This is a genomic window from Desulfovibrio sp. SGI.169 (genome assembly GCF_050313595.1).
In the GTDB taxonomy this organism is placed as follows: Bacteria; Desulfobacterota; Desulfovibrionia; order Desulfovibrionales; family Desulfovibrionaceae; genus Desulfovibrio.
The window spans coordinates 1-21,125 of record NZ_JBNPLS010000033.1 but is presented as its reverse complement, the minus strand read 5'-3'; the positions used below and the strand labels follow the sequence as shown (position 1 = coordinate 21,125).

The 21,125-nt window shown below is 61.5% G+C and carries 16 protein-coding genes and 1 pseudogene; 5 read left to right on the top strand and 12 right to left on the bottom strand.

The window, feature by feature from the left end:
- From ACQRA4_RS12210 to ACQRA4_RS12200, 3 genes are all read left to right on the top strand, one after another.
- On the top strand, positions 1-327 hold a 327-nt coding region (locus ACQRA4_RS12210; protein WP_427823352.1), incomplete at its 5' end, for a hypothetical protein.
- A 428-nt stretch (positions 328-755) separates the two neighbouring features.
- Positions 756-1,178 carry a hypothetical protein gene (locus ACQRA4_RS12205; RefSeq protein WP_427823351.1) on the top strand — a complete coding sequence of 141 codons (423 nt, stop codon included), beginning with the start codon at positions 756-758 and terminating at the stop codon, positions 1,176-1,178.
- Positions 1,179-1,311: 133 nt separating this feature from the next.
- Positions 1,312-1,731 carry an aspartate 1-decarboxylase gene (locus ACQRA4_RS12200; RefSeq protein WP_427823350.1) on the top strand — a complete coding sequence of 140 codons (420 nt, stop codon included), beginning with the start codon at positions 1,312-1,314 and terminating at the stop codon, positions 1,729-1,731.
- A 2-nt stretch (positions 1,732-1,733) separates the two neighbouring features.
- Here the strand turns inward: ACQRA4_RS12200 and ACQRA4_RS12195 are convergent, their stop codons facing one another.
- From ACQRA4_RS12195 to ACQRA4_RS12185, 3 genes are read right to left on the bottom strand one after another with little or no spacing between them, the layout of a single operon-like run.
- Positions 1,734-2,711, bottom strand: coding sequence for a J domain-containing protein (locus ACQRA4_RS12195; RefSeq protein WP_427823349.1), 978 nt, complete (start codon positions 2,709-2,711; stop codon positions 1,734-1,736).
- Positions 2,712-2,718: 7 nt separating this feature from the next.
- A complete protein-coding gene (locus ACQRA4_RS12190; RefSeq protein WP_427823348.1) occupies positions 2,719-3,171 on the bottom strand; it encodes a YkgJ family cysteine cluster protein in 453 nt (150 codons plus the stop codon).
- A gap of 11 nt (positions 3,172-3,182) precedes the next feature.
- On the bottom strand, positions 3,183-3,614 hold the full coding sequence (locus tag ACQRA4_RS12185) for a CoA-binding protein (RefSeq protein WP_427823347.1): 432 nt from the start codon (positions 3,612-3,614) through the stop codon (positions 3,183-3,185).
- A gap of 240 nt (positions 3,615-3,854) precedes the next feature.
- Here ACQRA4_RS12185 and ACQRA4_RS12180 point away from each other — a divergent pair, with 240 nt between their 5' ends.
- On the top strand, positions 3,855-5,546 hold the full coding sequence (locus ACQRA4_RS12180; protein ID WP_427823346.1) for an ArnT family glycosyltransferase: 1,692 nt from the start codon (positions 3,855-3,857) through the stop codon (positions 5,544-5,546).
- Between the two features lie 2 nt (positions 5,547-5,548).
- Here the strand turns inward: ACQRA4_RS12180 and ACQRA4_RS12175 are convergent, their stop codons facing one another.
- Positions 5,549-7,567, bottom strand: coding sequence for a cation:proton antiporter (locus tag ACQRA4_RS12175; RefSeq protein ID WP_427823345.1), 2,019 nt, complete (start codon positions 7,565-7,567; stop codon positions 5,549-5,551).
- A gap of 136 nt (positions 7,568-7,703) precedes the next feature.
- Between ACQRA4_RS12175 and ACQRA4_RS12170 the strand changes: the two genes are divergently transcribed.
- Complete coding sequence (locus tag ACQRA4_RS12170; protein WP_427823344.1) at positions 7,704-8,213, top strand: nitroreductase family protein; 510 nt, start codon at positions 7,704-7,706, stop codon at positions 8,211-8,213.
- 135 nt (positions 8,214-8,348) lie between these two features.
- Here ACQRA4_RS12170 and gdhA read toward each other — a convergent pair whose 3' ends face one another.
- The 8 genes and pseudogenes from gdhA to ACQRA4_RS12130 all read right to left on the bottom strand — a co-directional run bounded on the left by gdhA (position 8,349) and on the right by ACQRA4_RS12130 (position 20,982).
- Positions 8,349-9,701 (bottom strand): NADP-specific glutamate dehydrogenase, encoded by a 1,353-nt coding sequence (gene gdhA, locus ACQRA4_RS12165; protein WP_427823343.1) that lies wholly within the window; start codon positions 9,699-9,701, stop codon positions 8,349-8,351.
- 237 nt (positions 9,702-9,938) lie between these two features.
- Complete coding sequence (locus ACQRA4_RS12160; RefSeq protein ID WP_427823342.1) at positions 9,939-11,309, bottom strand: dihydrolipoyl dehydrogenase family protein; 1,371 nt, start codon at positions 11,307-11,309, stop codon at positions 9,939-9,941.
- 330 nt (positions 11,310-11,639) lie between these two features.
- Positions 11,640-13,646 carry a tripartite tricarboxylate transporter permease gene (locus tag ACQRA4_RS12155; protein ID WP_427823341.1) on the bottom strand — a complete coding sequence of 669 codons (2,007 nt, stop codon included), beginning with the start codon at positions 13,644-13,646 and terminating at the stop codon, positions 11,640-11,642.
- Complete coding sequence (locus tag ACQRA4_RS12150) at positions 13,636-14,889, bottom strand: M20/M25/M40 family metallo-hydrolase (RefSeq protein WP_427823340.1); 1,254 nt, start codon at positions 14,887-14,889, stop codon at positions 13,636-13,638. The genes ACQRA4_RS12155 and ACQRA4_RS12150 overlap by 11 nt, the downstream gene beginning before the upstream one ends.
- 3 nt (positions 14,890-14,892) lie before the next feature.
- A complete protein-coding gene (locus ACQRA4_RS12145; protein WP_427823339.1) occupies positions 14,893-16,125 on the bottom strand; it encodes a Zn-dependent hydrolase in 1,233 nt (410 codons plus the stop codon).
- 94 nt (positions 16,126-16,219) lie between these two features.
- Positions 16,220-17,170: a tripartite tricarboxylate transporter substrate binding protein gene (locus ACQRA4_RS12140; RefSeq protein WP_427823338.1), complete on the bottom strand. Its 951-nt coding sequence runs from the start codon at positions 17,168-17,170 to the stop codon at positions 16,220-16,222.
- Positions 17,171-17,246: 76 nt separating this feature from the next.
- Positions 17,247-18,887 carry a glutamate synthase-related protein gene (locus ACQRA4_RS12135; protein ID WP_427823337.1) on the bottom strand — a complete coding sequence of 547 codons (1,641 nt, stop codon included), beginning with the start codon at positions 18,885-18,887 and terminating at the stop codon, positions 17,247-17,249.
- 206 nt (positions 18,888-19,093) lie between these two features.
- Positions 19,094-20,982 (bottom strand): annotated as a pseudogene (locus ACQRA4_RS12130) (tripartite tricarboxylate transporter permease).
- Positions 20,983-21,125 lie beyond the last annotated feature (143 nt).

Below are 21,125 nucleotides of genomic sequence, written 5' to 3'. Positions count from 1 at the left end.
TTGATTTATACAGTTATACTCTCAAAAATAGGAAATGTTCTCCTGATTGACGCCACTCATCTCGAAGCCCACGGGGCAGCGGCGGGCCCGCTGAAAAAAGGGGCCTTTCCCGCTGTGTCGGGCGCAAAAGGCGGCCTGAATTCAAAACCCATGCCGTCTGCAATGCCTCCGGTCAGCCGGCGGCATTCCATAAAAACAGTGGCGCAAAATGAAAATCATGTTCGGCATGCTCAAGGCTTGGCGCGCAATCTCCATACGCCATGGCCGTTACGCCGCGGGTTGCCTTTCGCCATTTGCATCGCCGCCTTTGTCGCCTTGTCTGTTTAGAGTCAGACCCCATGAATGCGCTGTTGGTCAGGGGGGCTGGTTGTGTTCCGCCGCAATTGTCCGTCAAAAACGGCCCGTTTCGCTGGCCGCGCACTGCGCGATTTTTGTCTGCCATGCACATGAGCACACTCCCGTCAAAAATCGCCCCTTTCCGTGCGACGCAAAAAATTCCTGTTTTTTGGATTGTTGTGGCGACAGCCCGCCCTTTGCTCCGCTTCGGGCGGCATGCGGAAAAATCTCTCTTTTTTGCCCACAAGCAAAACCTATAACGCATTTTTTAATGGGGTCTGAGCCTGACAAGCCCCGAGCCTAGATCATGTCTTGAATTTTTCTGCAAGGTAGTGTAGCCCCTAAGAAAACAGGCGGCGCACAGCATCGTAATGATACCCGGTTCCGGGCCGGGGCGCACATAAGTATCGGGGGCATCCATGCCGCAGGTCGCAGCACGCATCAATGACGATCAGGAACGCTGGCTCAAGGATTATTTTCGCACCAAGAGCGCCGGCGCGGAATTTATTCTGCCGTGGGCCGTGGATACCTTTTTTCGGGCCATTACCGGCATCAAGCAGAGGTTCAGCGCGGCCGAACTCAAGACCATCGTGGAAGCCCACAAGGACATGAAGCTGATGCCCGATCACACCCGTCTGTCCTATCTGCTGCTTCGGGTGACGGACGCCTGCGACGTCAATAACGTCCATTTGCGCCACGGCGCCAGCAAATCCAGTCTGGAGTCCAAGCTCAAGGCTCTGGACGATACCCAGGCCACGGCCCTGATGGTCTGGGCCTCGGCCTTCTGGGTCAGCCGCAACTGTTCCGCCGGCAATATGGATGAATACATCAGGGCATACTGAGAGCATCGCCCATTGTCCCTTCGGAAAGCGCCAGAACTGTTTTTCCAATTTTCCAGGCCGCGTTACGCGGCCTTTTTTCAGAGCGCGCTCTCGCGGCGTTTGCGCGCGGGCGTTCAAGCCAAAGGCGGAGAACATGCTTCAGATACTGCGGGCCAAACTGCACGGCATTCATGTGACAGGCTGCGTGCTGGATTACCATGGTTCCATCACGCTTGATCCGGAACAGTGCGCTTTGGCGGGCATCTATCCTCTGGAATTTGTCAATATCTGGAACAAAAACAGCGGCCAGCGCATTTCCACCTATGTGATCTACGGCGAGGCCGGTTCCCGCTGCTGCATTCTCAACGGCGCCGCGGCGCGCACCTGCCAGCCCAATGACGAACTGATCATCACCGCTGTGGAATATGTTGACGGACCGGGAGAGCTGTATTCCAGAAAGCCTGTGGTGCTGACGTTTGATGCGGAGAACGCGGTCAGGGAACGTCTGCGCTATGCGGTGGGAGGAGAGGAGCGTGGGGAGTTCAGCTTCAGCATTGCGAAAGAAGCGCTGTAGCCCTACTCATTGTACAGGGTGAGATAAAGATCGCCCTGCCAGGGCCCCACGCGTTTGCCCAGCCCCCGCAGGCGCACGGGCTTGCCCACTGCGAAATCCGGCGGCAGGGTGATTTCCACGGTGCGCAATTCGCCGGAAAATCCGCGGCGGATTTGCAGGCGCACACGCCTGCCCGGCGCAAGCCGGGCGGCAGGCAGGGTCAGGCTTTGCTCTTCGTCAATCTGGCGGCGCAGCCAGTCCTTGACCACGCCCTTGACGCTCTTGTTAAGATCCAGATTCCACTTGGGCGTCCCCCAGGCCAGATTGCCCTGATGGAGCTTGGTGCTGGTCTTCTCCTGAGGCGCGGCCTGGCGGGTCTGGCTCTCGTTTTCAGGCGGCGTCTGCTGCTGGTCGGCCTGCTGACGGCTCAACTCGCTGTAAATATCCTCAAAGACGCGCCGGGCAAAGGGATCATTGAGCAAATCACGCAGCACATCCTGTTCGGCATAAGCATTTGTGCTCTTTTCGGCCTGCTGCTCCGTGCGTTCGTGTCCATCCTGCCCGGATGAAGCCTTGTCTTGAGGCCCGGCCTGCCCGGCGGCTTGCGAAGTCTGATCAGTCGCCTGCCCTGAAGCCTGCGCGCCGTTGTCGTTGCCGTCTTTTTGCGAAGACTGTTTCCGCTCTTCTTCACTCGACCGCCCGGCCGCGTCTTCCGGGCGGGACGAGTCAGCCGCCTGGGAGGCGGATGCCGCGCGGCGGCGTTCCTCCTCTTTCCGCCGGGCGTCCTCGGCGGGCTGGAGCACGGCCGAAAGAGCCACATAGGCTTCGTTAAGCAGTTGAAACTGGCGGCTGGCGTCGGGCTTGCCGGGGTTCAGATCAGGGTGCAGCTCAAAGGCGCGACGACGGTAGGCGCGCTTGACGGTCTGAAGATCGGCGCCCTTGTCGATCTTGAGAATCGCGTAGCATTCCTTGACTGAGAGCTGGCGGGGGCGGCGTCGCATCGTTGGCTTACTTGAGGATCAGCGCGTTGGCTTCACAGGAGGGGTCATGCGCCAGCAGGCCTTCTTTCTGCAAATAGGCGAGGCCCTGTCGGGCAAAGACCGCGTGGCTCACGCGCCGGTTGATGCCGGGGCAGAAATCCTTGGCCAGGGCCAGGCTGGCGGGGTCTTCGAGGTTGCCCCTGAAAAAGGGCCAGGCCCGGCAAATGGCGGGTTTGCCTTCATGCACGCCGCAGCCCTGGCCCTCCTTGAAGAAAATGCAGCGACCGTCCGCGCCCGTGCGGATTTTGAGTTTGCCGCCCGATTGTTCGCCATAGCGCGTGACGACCTCTTCCGGCTTCAGCCGCAGAAAGGCGGAAAGCCGGGTGAGATCGGCGGGGCTGACCACAATGCCGCCGCGGCCTTCACAGCAGTGGCCGCACATGCGGCATTGAAATACAGTTTCCGTATGTTCGGAAGCCACGGTCAACCAACTTATGCTTGTTGTTCCGCCGTGCCGCGCAGCAGGCGGGCATGCTCCACCATCAGGCAGGCGTTTTCCACCACGCGCGCCCCCGCCGCCTCAAGCAGTTCGCGCGCCTCGGGCGAGGCAATGCCCGCCTGCATCCAGAAACATTGAGGGCGCCAGGGCAGGGCCAGAATTTCGCGCGCGTGCTCCGGGCAGTATCGCGGCGCGCGGAAGACGTCGATAATATCCGCCGGGCCGGGCAGGGCGGCCAGATGGGGAAAGGCCGTCAGCCCCCAGACAGCGCGTCGCACGGGGTGCACCGGCCATATGGCGTAACCCTGCTCCAGCAGATAGCGGCCCACACGATCCACAGGCTGCCCGGGCGTATCTTTTGCGCCCAGAATGGCAATACTTTTGGCGTTGCGCAGCAGGGCGCGCAGACTTGTGTCGTCAGGCATGGCAAAATCCGCCTGCAATACGCGGCGTTTTGCGCGTCGCCCGGCAATGCCGGCGACGCCGTTTTCAAATTTGCATTTTGTGACTTTAGCCGGCTCTTGTAAAATGCGCAAGCGGACATGCCGCGTTTTTGCCGCGTGCGGAGCGACGCCCTCTCATCCGTCTTGCCAGAGGCGCGTGCCTGTGATACGCCGCGCGACGACCCACCCCGCCGAAACAAGGACTTTGACGCTATGGCGCGAATGACTGATCGAAATCAGAGCAGACTGGCCTGGGCCGTCGCCGCGCTGACGCCCCTGGCCTATCTGCTGCTCTACACGCCCTACGGCATGGACACCACGGATTTCGGCTATTTTTACGGCTATGCCTGGCGCATTCTGGAAGGCCAGACGCCGTATCGGGATTTTTACTACATCAAGCCCGCGCTGCCTTTGTACTGGCATGCGTTCTGGATGTGGCTCACGCCGGAGAGCGTCAACGTGCTGGCCGGAAAGGCCGGCTTTGTGGCCGGCATGCTGGCGGCCTCCTGGTTCGCGGCGCTTTTTTTGAACAGGCTCTTCCGCTTGGAGGCGCTGGGCCTGCCGCTGCCGCTGCTGGCCACCTGCGGTTTTGTCTGGGGGGCGCACAGCTTCCCGCATATGCCCTGGCATACGGTGGACGGCATTCTTTTTGCCGGCGGGGCGCTGTGGGCCGCCGTGAGCGGCTGGCCCGCGATCGCCGGGCTGCTGGCGGGCTGCTCCATGCTGTGCAAACAGTCCTTTTTGCTGCTGCCGCCGACCGTGATGCTGCTGATCTGGCTGACCCGGCCCCGGCGGCGCGAGGTCGCCCGCTGTCTGGCCGCCTGGCTGGGGCTCATGCTTCTGGTCTACGGCCTGTTGCATTACGCCGGGGCGCTGCCCGCCTTTTCGCGCATGACCACAGGGCAACTGGATATCCGGGAAGCTCTGGATGCGGGCATTCTCATCTATCTGCGCCAGAGCTGGCTACTGCCCCTCCTGGCCGTTCTGCCCTGGCTGGCGGCGCGGCCGCTCGGAAAGCCTCTGCCCGCCGCATTGCGGCCCGCCTATGTTTATCTGGCGCTGCTGGCGGCCTGGTATATCCGGGAAGCGCTGCACAGCCAGAGCTGGATAGGTTATGGCCTGTCCTGGCCCACCCTGTTCATGCTGCTGGGGGGCCTGTGCGTGTTTTTCCCTCAGGTTTTCCTCACAACCTGGCTGCGCGACGCCACGCTGCCGCATCCCCGCTGGCGAGCCGCCGCGGGCTTGGGCGCGGGGCTACTGGCGGCCTGGTCTGTGGCGATCAGCGGCGGTTATAAAATTCCGGCTTTTTTTGCCGTGCCGCTGATTTTTTCTCTGCTGCTGGTGCACGCCCGACTGGGCGGCGGTGCGCGCGCGCTGGCCTGGGCAAGTCTGCTGGCCGGTCTGCTGATGTTCGGTGTGGGCTATCAATATCCCTATGTTTTTCCGGTGCGGCCCATGCCTCGCGCCGCGCTGAATATGGATGCCGGCGATATTTTCCCCAAGGCCGGGGGCGTGCTGGTGGACGCGGAAATGTACGCCAGACTGGCTGAGCTCAAGGCTCTGAGGGCCAAGTATGGGCCAAACTACAAGACCATGCCCGGGTTTTCATTCAGCTATTATCTCAATGACGACAGGCCGGTTTACGGATCGGACTGGCTCATTGACTGGGAGATCAACGCCGAGGTTGACGCCCTGTACCGGGAATTGCTGGATAAAAAACTCACAGTGTTTATGGAGCGCGACCAACTGAACGCGCATAAGGCTGACGCCTATGAGCGCGCCGGTTATTCCGTGCCGCAACGGGTGCGCCGCCAGTGGCGGATAGTGGAAGAAACGCCGCACTTCGTGGTGTTTCAGCCGCCGCTTGCGCCGGAGGGCGGCGGAACAGGCGCGGTCGCCCCGATTGAACCATAGGTTTATGTGGCGGCCTTGGCGCTTTCGGGCTGAGCGGCGTTCTCCTTCAACGGGCCGGAAAAGAGGGGCTTGACGGCATACAGTTTGTCGGTTTTGCCGAAAAGGTAGACAATGTCATCGGCTTCAAGGCAGTTCTGCGGTTCCGGCGAAGCATGAATCTCGCCCTGGCGGTGGATGGCCACCACGGTTACGCCATAGTTGGGCCGCAGCCCGCTCTGGGACAGCGGCAGCCCGCACAGCGGCGAATTTTTCCCCAAACGCATGGCCTGCACGCCCATGTCCGGCAGGCGGCTGACCATTTCTTCCAGAGGATCCACCGCATTGCTCATGCGGCGGATCATCCTGTAATTCGCCTGACGGATGCGCGCGGCAAAGGCGTCAATATCCTGCCGGGGCACCAGATACTGGGTAAGCACACGGCTGAACACCTCAATGGAGGTTTCAAATTCTTCGGCGATCACGTCATTGGCGCCAAGGCGGCGCAGAGGGGCCACCTCGGTTACAAAGCGGGTACGGGCCACGATATACAGATTGGGATTGAACCTGCGCGCCTCAATGGTAATGGCCCGCACCGCCGCCGGATCTGATATGATGATGGCCAGCACCCGCGCCCTTTCCACGCCCAGATGCTCCAGCACCACCGGCTGTGTGGCGTCGCCGTGAGAGATAGGCTCTTTGTCATGGTAGCGATGCACCGTTTCAGGGTTCATTTCAAGGATAGTATAGGGAATGCCCGACTCGTGCGCCACATGGGCAAGGTGTTTGCCGCTGATGCCGAAGCCGACGATGATGAGATGGTCTTCCAGGGAGCTGTCGTCGCCGCTCTTGTCTTTTTCTTCCTCCAGCTTTTTTTCATTGCGCCAGCCCGCGACCAGATTGGCCAGACGCGGGGCCACGGCTATCAGGCCCGGGGTGAGCATCATGGTCAATACGCTCATGGCCAGGAAATTCTGATAGGCGATCATGTCGAACAGGCCGGCGCTAAGAGCGGAGGCGGCCAGCACAAAGGCAAATTCGCCCACCTGCGCCAGAGAAAGCGAAGTGATGATAGCCGCGCGCAGCGGATAGCCCTGAATCAATACCGCGGGCAGAGTCAGCAGACTCTTGATGATGATGAAGAGCAGCGTGCTCAGCACAATGCTGAAAAAATGCCGGCCGAAAAAATCCACATTGAGCATCATGCCCACTGAAATGAAAAAAAGGCTCATGAACACGTCGCGGTAGGGCAGGATGCCGGAGATGACGCTCATGCTGTATTGCGAACGGGCCAGCAGCAGACCGGCCAGAAAGGCCCCCAGGGAAAGGGAGAGCCCCAGAGCGCTGGTCAGCAGGGCCATGCCCAGGCACAGGCCCAGGGTGGTCAGAAGCAGAATTTCGCGGGTGCGGGTGCGCATGACCGCTTCCATCAGCCGGTTCAGCCCGAAATGGGCGAAAAGCAGCACGCCGCCCAAGGCCAGCGCCACCCAGAGGACGGAAAAGAGCGCGCTTTCCAGCGAGAGGTTCAGCGCGCCGGCCAGCAGCGGCACGCAAAGCAGCATGGGCGCCACCATGATATCCTGAAAAACCAGAATCGCCAGCGCAAGACGGCCGGTGGGCGTGTTGCTGCCGCCACGTTCCTGCAGGAGGCGCAACACGATGGCGGAGGAGGAAAGGGCCACCAGGCAGCCCCACAAAACGCCTTTCTGGTAAGAGGATCCCTCCAGAACGGCAATGCCCGTGATGGCCAGAACCGTCAGGCCGATCTGGAGGCTGCCGCCTAAAAAGACGGGACGTTTGAGGCGGCTCAAGGCGTCGCCCGAAAGCTCCATGCCGATAGTGAACAGCAGCATGGCCACGCCAATGTCCGCCACATGGTCAATAGCCTCGCGATTGCTGACAATGCCCAAAAGAGACGGGCCGCAGAGCACGCCGGTAAGCAGAAAACCCACCGTGGCGGGCAGTTTGAGGCGGTTGCAGACGATGGTGACGACAATGGAGAGCAGAAAAATGATAACAATTTCGTAGAGAAAAGGAACTTCCATGCGGCCTCCGGCTGGTGAAAATAGCACTGGCTGTCCGTCCGTGCAAGATGGCGGGCCGTGCGCCGGGCTTTTACTTTGAAGACGATTGGGGCATATTCGCAGAAAAGAGTATTTTTGCAGACAAGGAGAAAAAGCGATGGATATTTTTGAAGCCCTGTTCACCCGGCGCAGCATCCGCAAATATACCCGGGAAGACATCAGCGACGAGGATCTGAAGCTCATGCTCAAAGCGGCCATGCTTGCCCCCAGCGCCAGCAACCGCCAGCCCTGGCATTTTGTGACGGTGCGCGATCCCAAGGTGCGCGCGGCGCTGGCCGAGCGACACCCTTACGCCAAGATGGCGGCTGACGCGCCGCTGGTGATTGTGGTCTGCGCGGATCTCAACGAAGAAAAAACGCCCGGCTTCTGGGTGCAGGACTGCGCCGCCGCCACGCAAAATCTCATGCTGGCGGCTCGCGCCCGCAATATCGGTTCCGTCTGGTGCGGTCTGCACCCCGTGGAGGAACGCGCGCGGCCCGTGCGCGAAATTCTTGGCCTGCCCGCCAATGTCATGCCCCTGAGCCTGATTGCGCTGGGGCATCCCGCCCAGCCTTTTGCCGAAGCGGATCGCTTCCGCGCGGACAGAATTCACAATGAGCGCTGGTGAGGGGCGGGATCGGCGAGACGGAAAAAAGCCGTCCGGGGTATGCCGGACGGCTTTTGACATTTCTGGGCATAAGACGAAGGCCCGTTTTTCATGAAGCCGTTTCAGACCTCATGCGGACTTCGCATGCGGTGATTCTTAACATATGCCCTGCGCCAGCATGGCGTCGGCCACCTTGCGGAAGCCGGCGATATTGGCCCCCATCACAAGGTTGCCGGGCTGGCCGAATTCGACGGCTGTGGCGGCCGCGTTCTTGTAGATGCCGGTCATGATCTGCTTCAGCTTGCTGTCCACGGTTTCAAAGCTCCAGCTTTGCATGCTGGCGTTCTGGGCCATTTCCAGCTGGCTGGTGGCCACGCCGCCGGCATTGGCGGCCTTGGCCGGGCCGTAGGCGATGCCCGCCTTGAGAAAGGCATGCACCGCATCCAACGTGGAAGGCATGTTGGCCCCCTCGGCTACGCACTGGCAGCCGTTGGCCAGCAGTGTTTCGGCGTCGGCCAGATTGAGCTCGTTCTGTGTGGCGCAGGGGAAGGCGGCAAAGCAGGGCACGGACCACACGGCGTTGCGGCCCTGGGGATAGTCGCTCACCGGGGTATGCCTGGCCGAGGGAACAAGTTCGGCGTAGCGGGTCAGGGCGGCGCGCTCCACTTCCTTGACCTGCTTCAGCACATCCAGCTTGATGCCGTCGGCATCGTAAATCATGCCGCGCGAGTCGGATACGGTAACCGGCTTGGCCCCTACCTGCAACAGTTTCTCGCAGCAGTAGATGGCCACGTTGCCCGCGCCGGAAACCACGCAGGTTTTGCCCGCCAGGTCTTCCTTGCGGTCTTCCAGCATGCTCTGGGCGAAGTAGACCGCGCCGTAGCCCGTGGCTTCGGTACGGGCCAGGGAACCGCCAAAAAGCAGATTCTTGCCGGTGAGCACGCCCTCATAGCTCTTGGTCAGGCGTTTGTACTGCCCGAAGAGGAAGCCCACCTCGCGGCCGCCCACGCCGATATCCCCGGCGGGCACGTCGATGGTGGCGCCGATGTGGCGGAACAGTTCCGTCATGAAGGCCTGGCAAAAGCGCATGACTTCCATCTCGGACTTGCCCTTGGGGTCGAAGTCAGAACCGCCTTTGCCGCCGCCGATGGCCAGGCCGGTGAGGGAGTTCTTGAAAATCTGTTCAAAACCCAGAAACTTGAGAATGCCCAGATTGACGCTGGGGTGCAGACGCAGGCCGCCCTTGTAGGGGCCGATCGCGGAATTGTACTGCACGCGGTAGCCCCTGTTGACCTGCACCTGGCCCTTGTCGTCCACCCATTCCACGCGGAAAGCAATGCTGCGCTCGGGCTCCACCATGCGTTCGAGAATTTTGTACTGTTCATATTTGGGGTTTTTGTCCAGCACCGGCTGCAGGCTTTGCAGCACCTCCTGAACAGCCTGCAGGAACACGGGTTCATAAGAGTATTTTTCTTTCAGGCTGTCCATCACTCGCTGCACATACGACATCTTGCTCTCCTTATGTCTGGACCGGATGCACCGGAGGAAACGGGTATGATTTCGGAAGTCACTTTTATCCAAGTTCCTGGCGACTGGCAAGGCTTTTCTGGGGCCAACCGCGGCGCGTTCGGCGCGCGAGTCTGCCGCATGGCATGAACATGCGGGGCCGCATGCGGGCGAAGCGAACGCCCCTTGCGGATGGATGCCGTCCGCCCGCAAGGGACGCCAAAGGATACATGAAGACGCTCAGGCCGCTGGTTCGCGCGGGGCCTGAACAGCCGCGCAAAGTATCTCGTCCAGAGTGGGGTGGGCGAACATGAAGCCGTGCAGCCTGTCGCCGCCGTATTGCCCCAGCAAGAGAAGCTGAGCCGCCGTGACCAGATGTGACGCGCCATGCCCCAGAGCCGCGATGCCGACCATGCGGTCATCCTGCCAGACCACCTTTACAAAGCCGGAAGCGTCGCCGCCCGCCTGCGCAATGGCGTTGCCCGTGAACATGGCGCGCGAAACTTCCGTCTTGCCGCCTTCGGCCAGAGCCTGTCTGGCGGTTTTGCCCACGCGCATGACTTCCAGGCTGCCGTAAATGCAGGAGGGCACCGGGCCGGAATCGTAGGCTCCGCTTTCCAGCCCCAGAATCTGGCGGGCCACATAATCGCCCTGATGTTCGGCGGCATGAGCCAGCAGCGTTTTGCCGTTGATGTCGCCGATGGCGAAAACCGAAGGCGCGGCTTTCAGATAGTCGTCCACAGCGACATAGCCGCGCCCGTTCAGGCCGCAACCGGCCTTTTCGGCTTCCAGACCGTCGGTGTTGGGCGTGCGGCCCACGGCCACCAGCGCCTTGGCCGCCGTCAGTTCCCGACCGTCATCCAGGGTCAGTACGGCCTGGCCGTTCCTGGTCAGCAGGGAGGATGCCTTGACGCCCGTCAGGCAGGAGCGCCCCGCCTTGCCCAGCAGCTTTTGCAGTTCCCGCGCGATATCCGCGTCTTCCGTGGGGGCCAATTGCGGGGCCGCTTCCACCACGGTGACGGCCGCGCCCATGCTGCTGAAAAAGTCGGCCATTTCCAGGCCGATGGCCCCCGCGCCCACAATAATCAGGCTTTCGGGAACGGCGGGAATGCCGAGCAGGTCAGTGCTGTCCAGCACCGCGTCATGGTCAGGAATCAGGCCGGGAAAGGAAGCGGAGCGTGAACCGCCGGCCAGAATGATATGCCGGGCGGAAAGCGTCTGTTCAGCGCCGTCGGCCGCCATGACGCGCGCCTCGTGCGGGCCGGAGCAGACGCCGCGTCCGCTGAACAGCGTCACGCCCGCATCGCTCAGAGCTTTGGCCAGGGTTTGGCTGGATGCCCTGGTATAACGTTGCACCCTTTTTTGCAGGGCGGCGTAATCCACCTCAACCGTGCCCCTGGCCACGCGTTGGCGTTCCAGGCCGCGCAACAGGCCCTTGGGCGCCGTCGCGCCCAGCAGCATCTTGGTGGGGATGCAGCCGCAGTTGAGGCAGACGCCGCCCCAGTGGGCATCCTCCACCAGTGCCGTGGATTTGCCCCCGGCGGCAAGAACTCTGGCGGCCTTTGCGCCGCCAGGGCCGCCGCCGATGATGATGACGTCAAACTTGTCCATAGCAGTGCTCCCTGCGTAAAAAATTGTGCGCCGGCCGCTTGGCGATGTTCGCCATGAAACAGAATTTTCGCGCGGGCGGAAGGGCAGAGGCGACGCCCGCCAGGCAAGGCTTCGGCGGCCCGCGCATGTCCGCCGCCATGACCACGAATGAGACCGTCTTCTGTTTTGCGGATCATGTCAATGCGTTTTGTCGGTTCCACCTTGCTCATCCATGCCCCGGCATCTGTACTCAGACAATCCCGGATAATGAACGAGGCATTCACCCTTTCACTGACTCAAAGGGGTGAATGCCTCCGCCGCCGGCCATGACGCCCGATATGGCGCGTGAGCCTACAGCAGCATTCCTTGTGGCGGCTGTAGGCGCAGCAGAAGACCGAAGCAGCAGTATTCAATGAACAGGCAGCAGGCGGAAAAAACGCCAACTTTCGCGCATGCGGCGGCTGTAACCGGCGTGCGGCCCACGCAAAAGACGCCGTAGGCAGTCATGAGCAGCACGCCGAGGAAGCAGGCCGAATAAAATCCGCCTGCCTGAATGGCAAAATAGACGCCGAGCAGGATGAGGCTGTAGACCACCACATGCCGCCGCGCTTCGCGAGTAATCGTTTCCTCCGCCTTCTGTGCCTGCGGTCTGAAGAAATCGCTGCAACAGATGAGAAAAGACAGGCCAAGCATGACGGAGCTCACCCACAAGGGGAAGATGCGCGGCGTGGGCGCGAGTTTCAAGGCTTCCCAGAGATAACCCGCGCTCACAATCCCGATGACAAACACCAGCCAGAAGGCGTAGCTGCGCAAGCAGGCCGTTGAAAAGACGCGGGTCCGCATCCGCGTTTTGCGCTGGCGTTTGCGGTTGAGCAGCCACGGCAGCGCGAGGGCAAAGAGACACGCCGCGATGAAAAACATGGACAAGGGGGAAAAAAGCAGAAGATCGGCCAGCGTTGTGTCGCCTTGCGCGCGCATCATGGTTGTGACAAGAGATTCCTCGATAATCGGGCCAAGCACAAGGCCAAGGGCAATGGCCGCGGGCATGACGCGCCCCTTCAACATCAGCCAGGCCCCGATGCCCGAACCGATCATGACCAGCACGTCAAACATGCTGCTGCGCAGGGCGTACGCGCCGAATATGGAAAGGGAAATGACCGCCGGGATGATGTAGAGTTTGGGCACGTCAAGGATGCGCGTGCAAACCTTCGCCAGGAAAAAGCCCACCAGAATCATGGCGAAATTGGCGATCAGCATGCTGATGATGAACGTATAGGCGAGATCCGGATGCATCTCCATAAGCTGCGGCCCGGGCGTGATGCCCTGCGCCATAAGGCCGCCGGCCAGCACCGCCGCCGTGGCGCTGCCCGGTATGCCCAGCGAAAGCAGCGGCACAAGCGCCCCGCCCACACTGGCGTTGTTGGCGCTTTCCGGCACAATGACGCCCTCAGGCGTTCCGGCGCCGAAGCGATCGGGGTGTTTGTCCCAGCGCTTCACTTCATTGTAGGCGACGATGGAAGCCACATTGCCCCCGGCGCCGGGCAGCGCGCCGATGAAAGTGCCCAGTGAGGACGAAAAGCAAAGCTTTTTGAGATTGCCGAAAATGGTTCCCAGCGCCGCGCGGAACGCGCCCGCTTTTTTGGCGTAGGCGGCAATGAACTCATCCTTGCTTTCAAGAATGCTCAGCATCTGCGAAATGGAGAACAGGCCGATCATGACGGCCACCATGTCAAGGCCCTGCACAAGCGCGTAAGAGCCGAAGGTAAATCTGGCCGTGGCGGTGGACGGGTCAAGGCCCACGGTGCTGATGGCCAGGCCGATGGCCCCGCCAAGCAAGCCTTTCATGACCTGCCCCGGAAACATGGAGCTGAGCGTGGTCAGGCCGAAAATGCCCATCCAGAAAAAGGCTTCCGAGCCGAATTCCAGCGCCGCCAGCGAGAGCGGCTCAAAAAAGAACAGCAGAACAAGGGTTCCGAAAACGCCGCCAAAGGCCGATGCCAGCAACGCCAGGTACAGGGCCTCTTCCGCCCGGCCCTTGCGCGTCATGGGGTAGCCGTCAAAGGCCGTCGCTATGGCCGCGGGCTGTCCGGGCGTGTTGATGAGTATGGCGGAGTTGGCGCCGCCGTACATGGCCCCGCAAAAAACCGCCCCAAGCCCGATGAAGGCCGTGGTCGTGGGCATGGCAAAGGTGAACGGCACAAAAAGCGCCACGGAAGTCACGGTGGATATGCCGGGCAGCATGCCGCCAATGATGCCCACCAGCAGCCCCACGAAAAGAATGAGCATATTCATGGGCTGGCATGTTTCCATTACGCCCGCGAGCAGCATGCCGGCGATGGAAACAGACTCAATATCCATTATTTTCCTCCTTATGTTGCAGGGGCGTCTGCGGTTCCCGCGCACCATCCGCACGGAAGGCGGCGGCCATGCGCTGGCGCAATGACGCGTCTGCAAGTACCGCGTATCCGGTGACCGCCAGGGCGGTTGCGGCTTCCAGCATGGAGGCGAATGCCTCATCCGTGGCGCATGCCTCGGCGAAATGGCGTGAGTGCAGGGGAACGGTCGTGTCGCAGCCCACGCTGAAAAATGGGTGAATGCACGGCAGCGCATAGCTGACGTCGCCGGCGTCGGTGGAAATGGGCATTTCCGGAGCTTCCGGCAGATACGCGACGCCGGCGTGGCGCAAGGCCGCGCCATAAACCTCAAGCAGAGGTTCGGAAAAGCGCAGATCCGCCACCGGGGGCGAGCCGAACGCCACATGCGTTTGGCAGCCGGCAGCCAGGCCGCCGCTGGTCAGAGCGGCGCGCGTTCTTTCAATAAATTCGTTCAACAACGCGCGGCTGGGAGCCCGAATTTGCAGGCTGGCCGCCGCATATTCGGGAATGGTGTTGACCAGCGTTCCCCCGCTTGTGAGAATGGCGTTCATGCGGCAGCCGTCTTTAAGCTGCTGATAGAGAGCATTGCAGGCGTTGAGCGCGAGAATGGCCGCGTTGAGCGCATTTCTTCCCTCGTGCGGCGCCGCTCCGGCATGGGCCGCCACCCCCCGCCACTCGGCGGTCAGAACCGCGCGCGCCAGTACAGGAACACGCAAAATATTGCGGTTGGCCGCATGGGCCATGAGCGCGGCATCCGCATGGCGGAAAAGACCCGCCTTGAGACAGCGCAGCTTGCCGCCCGCGTCCGGCACCACAGATTCTTCCGCGGGCGTGCCCACGACCTGGATTTCTCCAGGAGCGCCGCAACGCGCGAGAGCAACCGCGGCCAGCGCGGAGGCGACCCCTGAGAGGCTGTGCCCGCAGGCATGCCCGATTTCCGGCAGCGCGTCATATTCCGCCATGAAAATGCAACGTCCGTCATCAGGGGAAGAGACGCCGCTTTTCGCAAAAAAAGCGGTAGGCATGTCAGCGACGCCGCGCTGCACGGTGAAGCCGTGTTCGCCAAGCCAGTCGCCAAGCAGAGTGCTGGCAAGATGTTCCTGATAGCCTGTTTCGGGGTTGGTGTGGATGCGGCGCCACAGGGGGCGGACACGTTTTCCCAGTTCCTGTACCGCGCTTCGCAGGTTCTGACAGACAAAAACCGACGGGAGAGCTTGTTCCGCCATGCGTCAGGCCCCCAGCGTTTTCAGTGTGTCGCGCAGTGTGGCGCAGGCCAGCGCCATGTCCTCTTCCCGAACGCATTCCTCAGGCTGATGGCTTATGCCCCCGACACTGCGAACGAAAAGCATGGCTGAAGGCATGACGCGCGCCATGTTCATGCAGTCATGCCCCGCGCCGCTCTGCATGTCCATGTAGCGGGCGTTCAGGCGCGTGCAGGTCCGCCGCAGAATATCCTGAATGCCGCTGTCCATGGGAACCGGCGCGCAGGATTCGGTCAGCAGTATTTCCACCGGGGCGCCGCGTCGGGCTTCAATGGCGTGCAGGGCATCGGTAAAGGCCTGCCAGCCCGCTTGCAGATCGTCGTTGTCGGCTGAACGCATTTCGCACTGAAGCACGGCTGTCGCCGGAATGACGTTGATGGCGCCGGGCATGACCTTTACCGCCCCGGTGGTGCCCACCATGCCGTACCTGCCCCCAAAGGAGGAGGCAATGTCACTCAGGGCAAGCACCGCCTCGGAGGCCGCCACACAGGCGTCGCGCCGCCCTTTCATGGGCGTTCCCCCCGCGTGCAGGCCTCTGCCCTGAAACTGAATTCTGGCTCTGCGCACGCCCACGATATGGGTTATCACGCCAAGGGGCAGGCCGGCGTCTTCCAGCGTCGGCCCCTGGTCCATGTGCAGTTCCACAAAAGCCTTGTAGGCCCCGTCACGGCAACGGATGTCGCTCAGGCGCGCCATGCCGCCGTCAAGTCCGGCCTCGGTCATGATTTCGGAGAGAAGCCTGCCATCGCGATCCCTGAGGGTTGCCGGCAGGCCGGCATCCGCGAGGCCGCACAGCATTTTGCTGCCAAGCGTGCTGCAGCCGAATCGCGTGGACTCTTCAATCTGAAAGAGAATAAGCTCCAACGGGTGGCGGCAGCCGCCTGAACGGCCAATGTCCCGAAGCGCGGCAAGGCCGCTCAGGCAGCCCAGCACGCCGTCATAATTGCCCCCGTTGGGCACGGTATCCAGATGCGAACCTGTCGCCACGGCGGGCAGGGAATCGTCATGGCCCGGCAGCCTGCCGAAAAGGTTTCCGAAAGCGTCCTGACGAACCACAAGGCCGCATTCGCGCATTTTATCCGCAAACCAGGCTCGCGCCGCCCTGTCCTCGGCGGAAAAGCCCAGCCGCGTCCATCCGCCATCGGGGTCGCGCCCAAAAGACGCCACATCGCGCAGCAGAGATTTTACCAGATCAATCATGGGTATTGCCGTCCATAAAATTCATAAACTTCTTTTGCAGGGTCTGCCGGTACGGGCGGGAGGGAAAACCGCACCGGCAGACGGCGCTGCTTATCTATTTGAGAGACTGGGCAAGATTGACAAGCCTGACCGCTTCATCGCGGAAGTCGTCGAACATCTTTTTCACCGTATCGCCATCGGCGATCTTGATGTCATAGCCGCTGTTCTTCGCCCGCTCGGCCACCTCGGGGGAGGAATAGACAGCCACAAGCCCGTCGGTGAGCCGCTTTTTCACGTCCGCCGGCAAACCCTTGGGCGCCAGAATCAGGCGACCGTTGAACTGCACGATGTCATAGCCCTTTTCGGCAAAGGTGGGCACATCAGACAGCAGGGCGTCGCGCGTGGTGTTGCACACGGCCAGCAGGTTCAGTTTGCTCAGGGTCGGCGCGGCCACGCTTTTGACGACCATAAGCGCGTCCACCTGCCCGCCGAGCAGGGCCGCAATGGCCTTGGCGCCGCCGGTATAGGTGATGAGATTTACCGGAATGCCCAGAGACTTGTATTTGAGGGCAGCCATATGCGAACAACCCATGGTGTCTGTGGTGGCCACAGAGAGGGTGTTGGGCTTTTCACGAGCGGCCGTGATGAATTCTTCCAGAGTATGGAAGGGGGATTTCTTGCGCACGGCAAAAAAAATGTCGTCGGTGGCGAACATGCCGAGATAGTCGAAATCATCCACGGCAAAATTGCCGCTGCCGGAAATTTCCTGAATGATGATGTGCGGATAGGACTGGCTTGCCAGGGTATAGCCGTCCGCTTTCATATCCTTGAATTCGGTGATGCCCACGGCCCCGGAGGCTCCGGGCTTGTAGACAAAGGTCAGGGGTTGGCCGAACTCTTTGGCGAATTCCTTTTCAATAAGGCGAATGACAAGGTCGGAACCGCCACCTGGATTGAAAGGCACCATCATCTGCACCGGCCTGTCCGGGTACTCCGCGGCGGACGCGCTCAGGGGCAGGCTTGCCAGCAGAAGAGCGCAGACAAGACGAAAAATTGAACGCAGCATGCTATGACCTCCTGAATACGTTTGCTCAAGGTCGGGGCGCATATCGACCGCGCCGCCGCCCAATCGTTGGAAAAGCCTACTTCGCCACCATCCGCAGGGCGTCTTCCATGCCCTGGTCGGCAATGTAGTCGATACCCGTGGCCTCGGCCGTCTCCCTGTTGGCCGCGGCAATGTCGCTGCGGTTCAAACAGTCGATACGGAACTTGCGCGCGCCGGCCATGTGCAGTTGCAGGCCCGCGCCCAGTCTGTCGCACATTGTCCACATGGCCACAGCCCCCAGCGGCAGGCGCGTGACCTCCTCAGCGCCAAGGCGTTCGCGCAGCGCGGCGTAACCGGCGAAAATGGTTTCCGGGGTCATGCCGAGTTCCGCGACGCTCTTGGGCAGAGAATCCCATGAGCCGTTTACGGCGGCCTTGCGTTCGGGGTAGAGCGCCCCTTCAATGTTGCAGCCGAGGAAAGCGGGAACCATGAATACCCGCGACATGCACACCGCCTTGACATACGGCGCGCCGAGGGCAAGCGCCTTGAACGCCTGGCTGGGCCTGGCCAGACCGCCGCCGACGGCCAGATCCACCACCTGCTTGCCCGTCTTTGCCCGCGCTTCGGCCAGGCGTTGCGCCATGGCATGCAGAAAGACCGACGGAACGCCCCACTGATCCATGACATCCACAGGGCTCATGCCGGTGCCGCCCCCGGAGCCGTCGATAGTGAACAGCTCAAAGCCGAGTTCCGAAGCGATGCGGATGCCGAGCGCCACCTCAGGCGCGCCAAAGGCACCGGTTTTGAGCGCGAAGCGCGTAGCCCCCAGCTCCTTGAGACGGTCGCGCTGCCGGGCCATCTCTTCCTGAACCGCGTCAGGCTCGCTGAAGCCGGTGTAGGCCATGCTGGTGTAACGGGTGAAATGCGGCAGGCGGCCCTCCTCAAAGGCGCGGGCCGTCTCCGGGTCGTCGGGGTCGGGGCGCAGGCAGTAGCTGCGGCTTTTCATGAAACGGGCAAAGTCGATGGATGTGATGCGGCCCTCGCCGTTGAGCGGCTTGGCGCCCTGGCCCCACTTGAATTCAATGCAGACCTTGTCGCCATAGACGCGGGCGACGTAATCTCCCACGCCGTTGTGCGCGTCATTGGGGTTCAGCTGCACAAAGAGCGCGCCTTTGCCGTCGTGATAGCGCATATAGCTGGCAATGCGGCGATCCAGATCAGGCAGGGCCTTGATGCTGCCATCTTTGTTGAAAACCGTCTTTGTGTCGCCCCCGCCCACATTTTCGCCAATGACAAGAGGGATGCCGCAAAGGGCCGCGCCCACGGCAAAGCTGTCCCAGTATTTGTCAACAACAGGGTTGCGGCTCAGCGCGCCCAGAACAAACGGGAAACGACAGGGCCAGGCCGCATGGCTGCCGAGATGCGTGGCGATAGCGGCATCGGTGTAGGTAACGTCGCCCGAAGCGGCCTGTTCGGCGTCAAGCCCGCTGGCGCCGAAAACCCGGCCGCGGATGCGCAGGCTGTTGTAAGACACGCCCTGCAACACGGTATTGTCGCTTCCCAGTGAAGCGTTGCCGTAGTTTTGCGGAATGAGCGTCCTGCGTCCCAGCAGAGAACTCAGCCACGTTTCGCACTTGCCCTGGCAGTCCACGCGGCAAAAGCTGCACAATCCCGATTCGCACGGCGTTCCCCTGTTGACCGCGCCTATTTTTTCGTTGTTTTTGTCGGCAAATCCCATGTCTTCCTCCGAAAATGCCTGTCAGTTATAAGGTTAGGACGCAGATTTTCCGTCCCGACGCACAACCGCGCGCGGTTTTCCGAATGCGCCGTATGGCTGCCGCGTTTGACGGCCGGATAGCCGTCGGCAGGCGCGCAATGCTTTCGGCATGCGGGGCGGCAAAGCTGTTCACATCCTGGATATGCCTTTCTGAAGACCGCGTCAGCTCAGATCAGGAATCCCGTGGGCGTCTGCACGCCCATGAGCAGGCGAAAACATCCGTACTCCACGCTGGTCAGCAGAAGCGTGTAGCCCAGCACAAAGGCAAGCCCGCGCCAGTCGCGTTTGCGATCCGTAAGGCCAAAGACGCCGTAGGCGGTCATGGCGCCCGTGCCCAAAAAGAGGGCCGTATAAAAACCCAGCGGTTCAATAAGCAGATAGGCAAGCGCCATGATGCCGAGATAGATGCCGATGCTTCCCAGAGCGCCGCGGGACGGCAGCGCCCGGCCCATTGGCGCGGTTTGAAATGCCTGCATGCCCATAATGAAGACCCCAAGGCCGATGATGGAGGCATAGACGGCCTGCGGGAAGTAGCTGGAAACGCCTGTCAGCTCAAGGGACTGCTGAAAAAAGAAGACGCCGCCGAGCGTGATGGCGAACACCACCCAGAAGTCGTAGCGTCCAAGACAGGCCGCCGACAGTCTGGGCCGGCGCGCCGTGCCCGCCGCGCGTTCCTTGCGGCGCGTGAGCCAGAGAGGAATGGCCACGGCCAGAACGCACGCCGTCATGAAGACCGCCGCCATAGGCGAAAACACCAGCAAGTCCGCCAAGGAATCCTCGGCCTGGGCGCGATAGCAGGTGACAATGAGATTTTCTTCAATGATTCTTCCGAGCACCAGGCCGAGCGCGATGGCCGCTGGCATGATATTCGCCTTGAGCAGCACATAGGCGATCGCGCCCGAAACAATCATGAGCATGACGTCGAACATGCTGTTGCGCAGGGCGTAGGCGCCGAGAAAGGAAATGGAAATGACCGCCGGAATGATGAGCAGCTTTGGCACGTCAAGGATGCGCGTGCAGATGCGCACCAGCAGGTAGCTTATGAACAGCATGCCGATATTGGCGAGAATCATGCTGACAATGAAGGCGTAGGCTATTTCCGGGTTCTTTTCCATAAGCTGGGGGCCAGGCGTGAGCCCTGCGCCATGAGGCCGCCGGCAAGCACGGCGGCCGCGGCGCTGCCGGGAATGCCGAGAGAAAGCAGGGGCACCAGCGATCCGCCCACACTGGCGTTGTTGGCGCTTTCCGGCACCAGCACGCCTTCAATGGCGCCCTGCCCGTAGCGGTCAGGGTTTTTGTCCCAGCGCTTGGCCTCGTTGTAGGAAACCAGCGCGGCGACGCTGCCGCCCGCGCCGGGCAGCGCGCCAATAAAGGTGCCGATGGCCGAGGAAACCCCCAGCAGGCGCAGATGACGCAACATGTTGATGAGCGCGTTTCTCAGGGCATGGGCCTGACGGGCCATGCTTACTATGTAGGTTTCGTTGCTCTCCAGCATGACGAACATCTGCGAGACGGAAAAGAGCCCGATCATGAGGGCCACCATATCCAGGCCCTGCACCAGCGAAAAAACGTCAAACGTAAAGCGCGGCATGCCCATCACCGGGTCAAGCCCCACAGTGCCGAGGGCAAGGCCCATGGCGCCGCCGAGCAGGCCCTTGGCGATATGGCCCGGAAACATGGCCGCCAGAGTGGAAAGGCCGAAAAGCCCCATCCAGAAAAAGGCTTCGGAACCGAAACTCAGCGCCATCTTTGACAGTGGTTCAAAAAAGAGCATGAGGGCGACCACGCCAAAAATGCCGCCGAGGGTCGAGGCGAGCAGCGCCGCATAGCAGGCTTCTTCCGCCCGGCCCTGTTTGGTGAGCGGATAACCGTCCAGCGAGGTGGCGATGGAACCCGGCGTGCCGGGGGTGTTGATAAGAATGGCCGCGTTGGCGCCCCCGTACATGGCGCCGCAAAACACGCCGCCCAGGGCAATGAGCGCCATCTCCGGAGACATGGAGAACGTAAAGGGCACAAAGAGGGCCACTGCCGTGACGGTGGTGATGCCGGGCAGCATGCCGCCCACAATGCCGACAAGAAGGCCAATGAACATGACCAGCAGATTTTCCGGAACCAGCGCGCTCGCGAATCCCTGAACAATAAAATCCAACATGCTGCCTCGCAGGGTAAGAAATGGCTTGCCTGTGCCGTCGTGCGGGG

Bases quoted from the DNA above. Each gene is read 5' to 3' on its own strand.
- ACQRA4_RS12160 (WP_427823342.1), bottom strand. From the start codon at position 11,309: ATGGACAAGTTTGACGTCATCATCATCGGCGGCGGCCCTGGCGGCGCA.
- ACQRA4_RS12150 (WP_427823340.1), bottom strand. From the start codon at position 14,889: ATGGCGGAACAAGCTCTCCCGTCGGTTTTTGTCTGTCAGAACCTGCGA.
- ACQRA4_RS12155 (WP_427823341.1), bottom strand. From the start codon at position 13,646: ATGGATATTGAGTCTGTTTCCATCGCCGGCATGCTGCTCGCGGGCGTA.
- ACQRA4_RS12140 (WP_427823338.1), bottom strand. From the start codon at position 17,170: ATGCTGCGTTCAATTTTTCGTCTTGTCTGCGCTCTTCTGCTGGCAAGC.
- ACQRA4_RS12145 (WP_427823339.1), bottom strand. From the start codon at position 16,125: ATGATTGATCTGGTAAAATCTCTGCTGCGCGATGTGGCGTCTTTTGGG.
- ACQRA4_RS12180 (WP_427823346.1), top strand. From the start codon at position 3,855: ATGACTGATCGAAATCAGAGCAGACTGGCCTGGGCCGTCGCCGCGCTG.
- ACQRA4_RS12195 (WP_427823349.1), bottom strand. From the start codon at position 2,711: ATGCGACGCCGCCCCCGCCAGCTCTCAGTCAAGGAATGCTACGCGATT.
- ACQRA4_RS12200 (WP_427823350.1), top strand. From the start codon at position 1,312: ATGCTTCAGATACTGCGGGCCAAACTGCACGGCATTCATGTGACAGGC.
- ACQRA4_RS12135 (WP_427823337.1), bottom strand. From the start codon at position 18,887: ATGGGATTTGCCGACAAAAACAACGAAAAAATAGGCGCGGTCAACAGG.
- ACQRA4_RS12170 (WP_427823344.1), top strand. From the start codon at position 7,704: ATGGATATTTTTGAAGCCCTGTTCACCCGGCGCAGCATCCGCAAATAT.
- ACQRA4_RS12185 (WP_427823347.1), bottom strand. From the start codon at position 3,614: ATGCCTGACGACACAAGTCTGCGCGCCCTGCTGCGCAACGCCAAAAGT.
- ACQRA4_RS12175 (WP_427823345.1), bottom strand. From the start codon at position 7,567: ATGGAAGTTCCTTTTCTCTACGAAATTGTTATCATTTTTCTGCTCTCC.
- gdhA (WP_427823343.1), bottom strand. From the start codon at position 9,701: ATGTCGTATGTGCAGCGAGTGATGGACAGCCTGAAAGAAAAATACTCT.
- ACQRA4_RS12205 (WP_427823351.1), top strand. From the start codon at position 756: ATGCCGCAGGTCGCAGCACGCATCAATGACGATCAGGAACGCTGGCTC.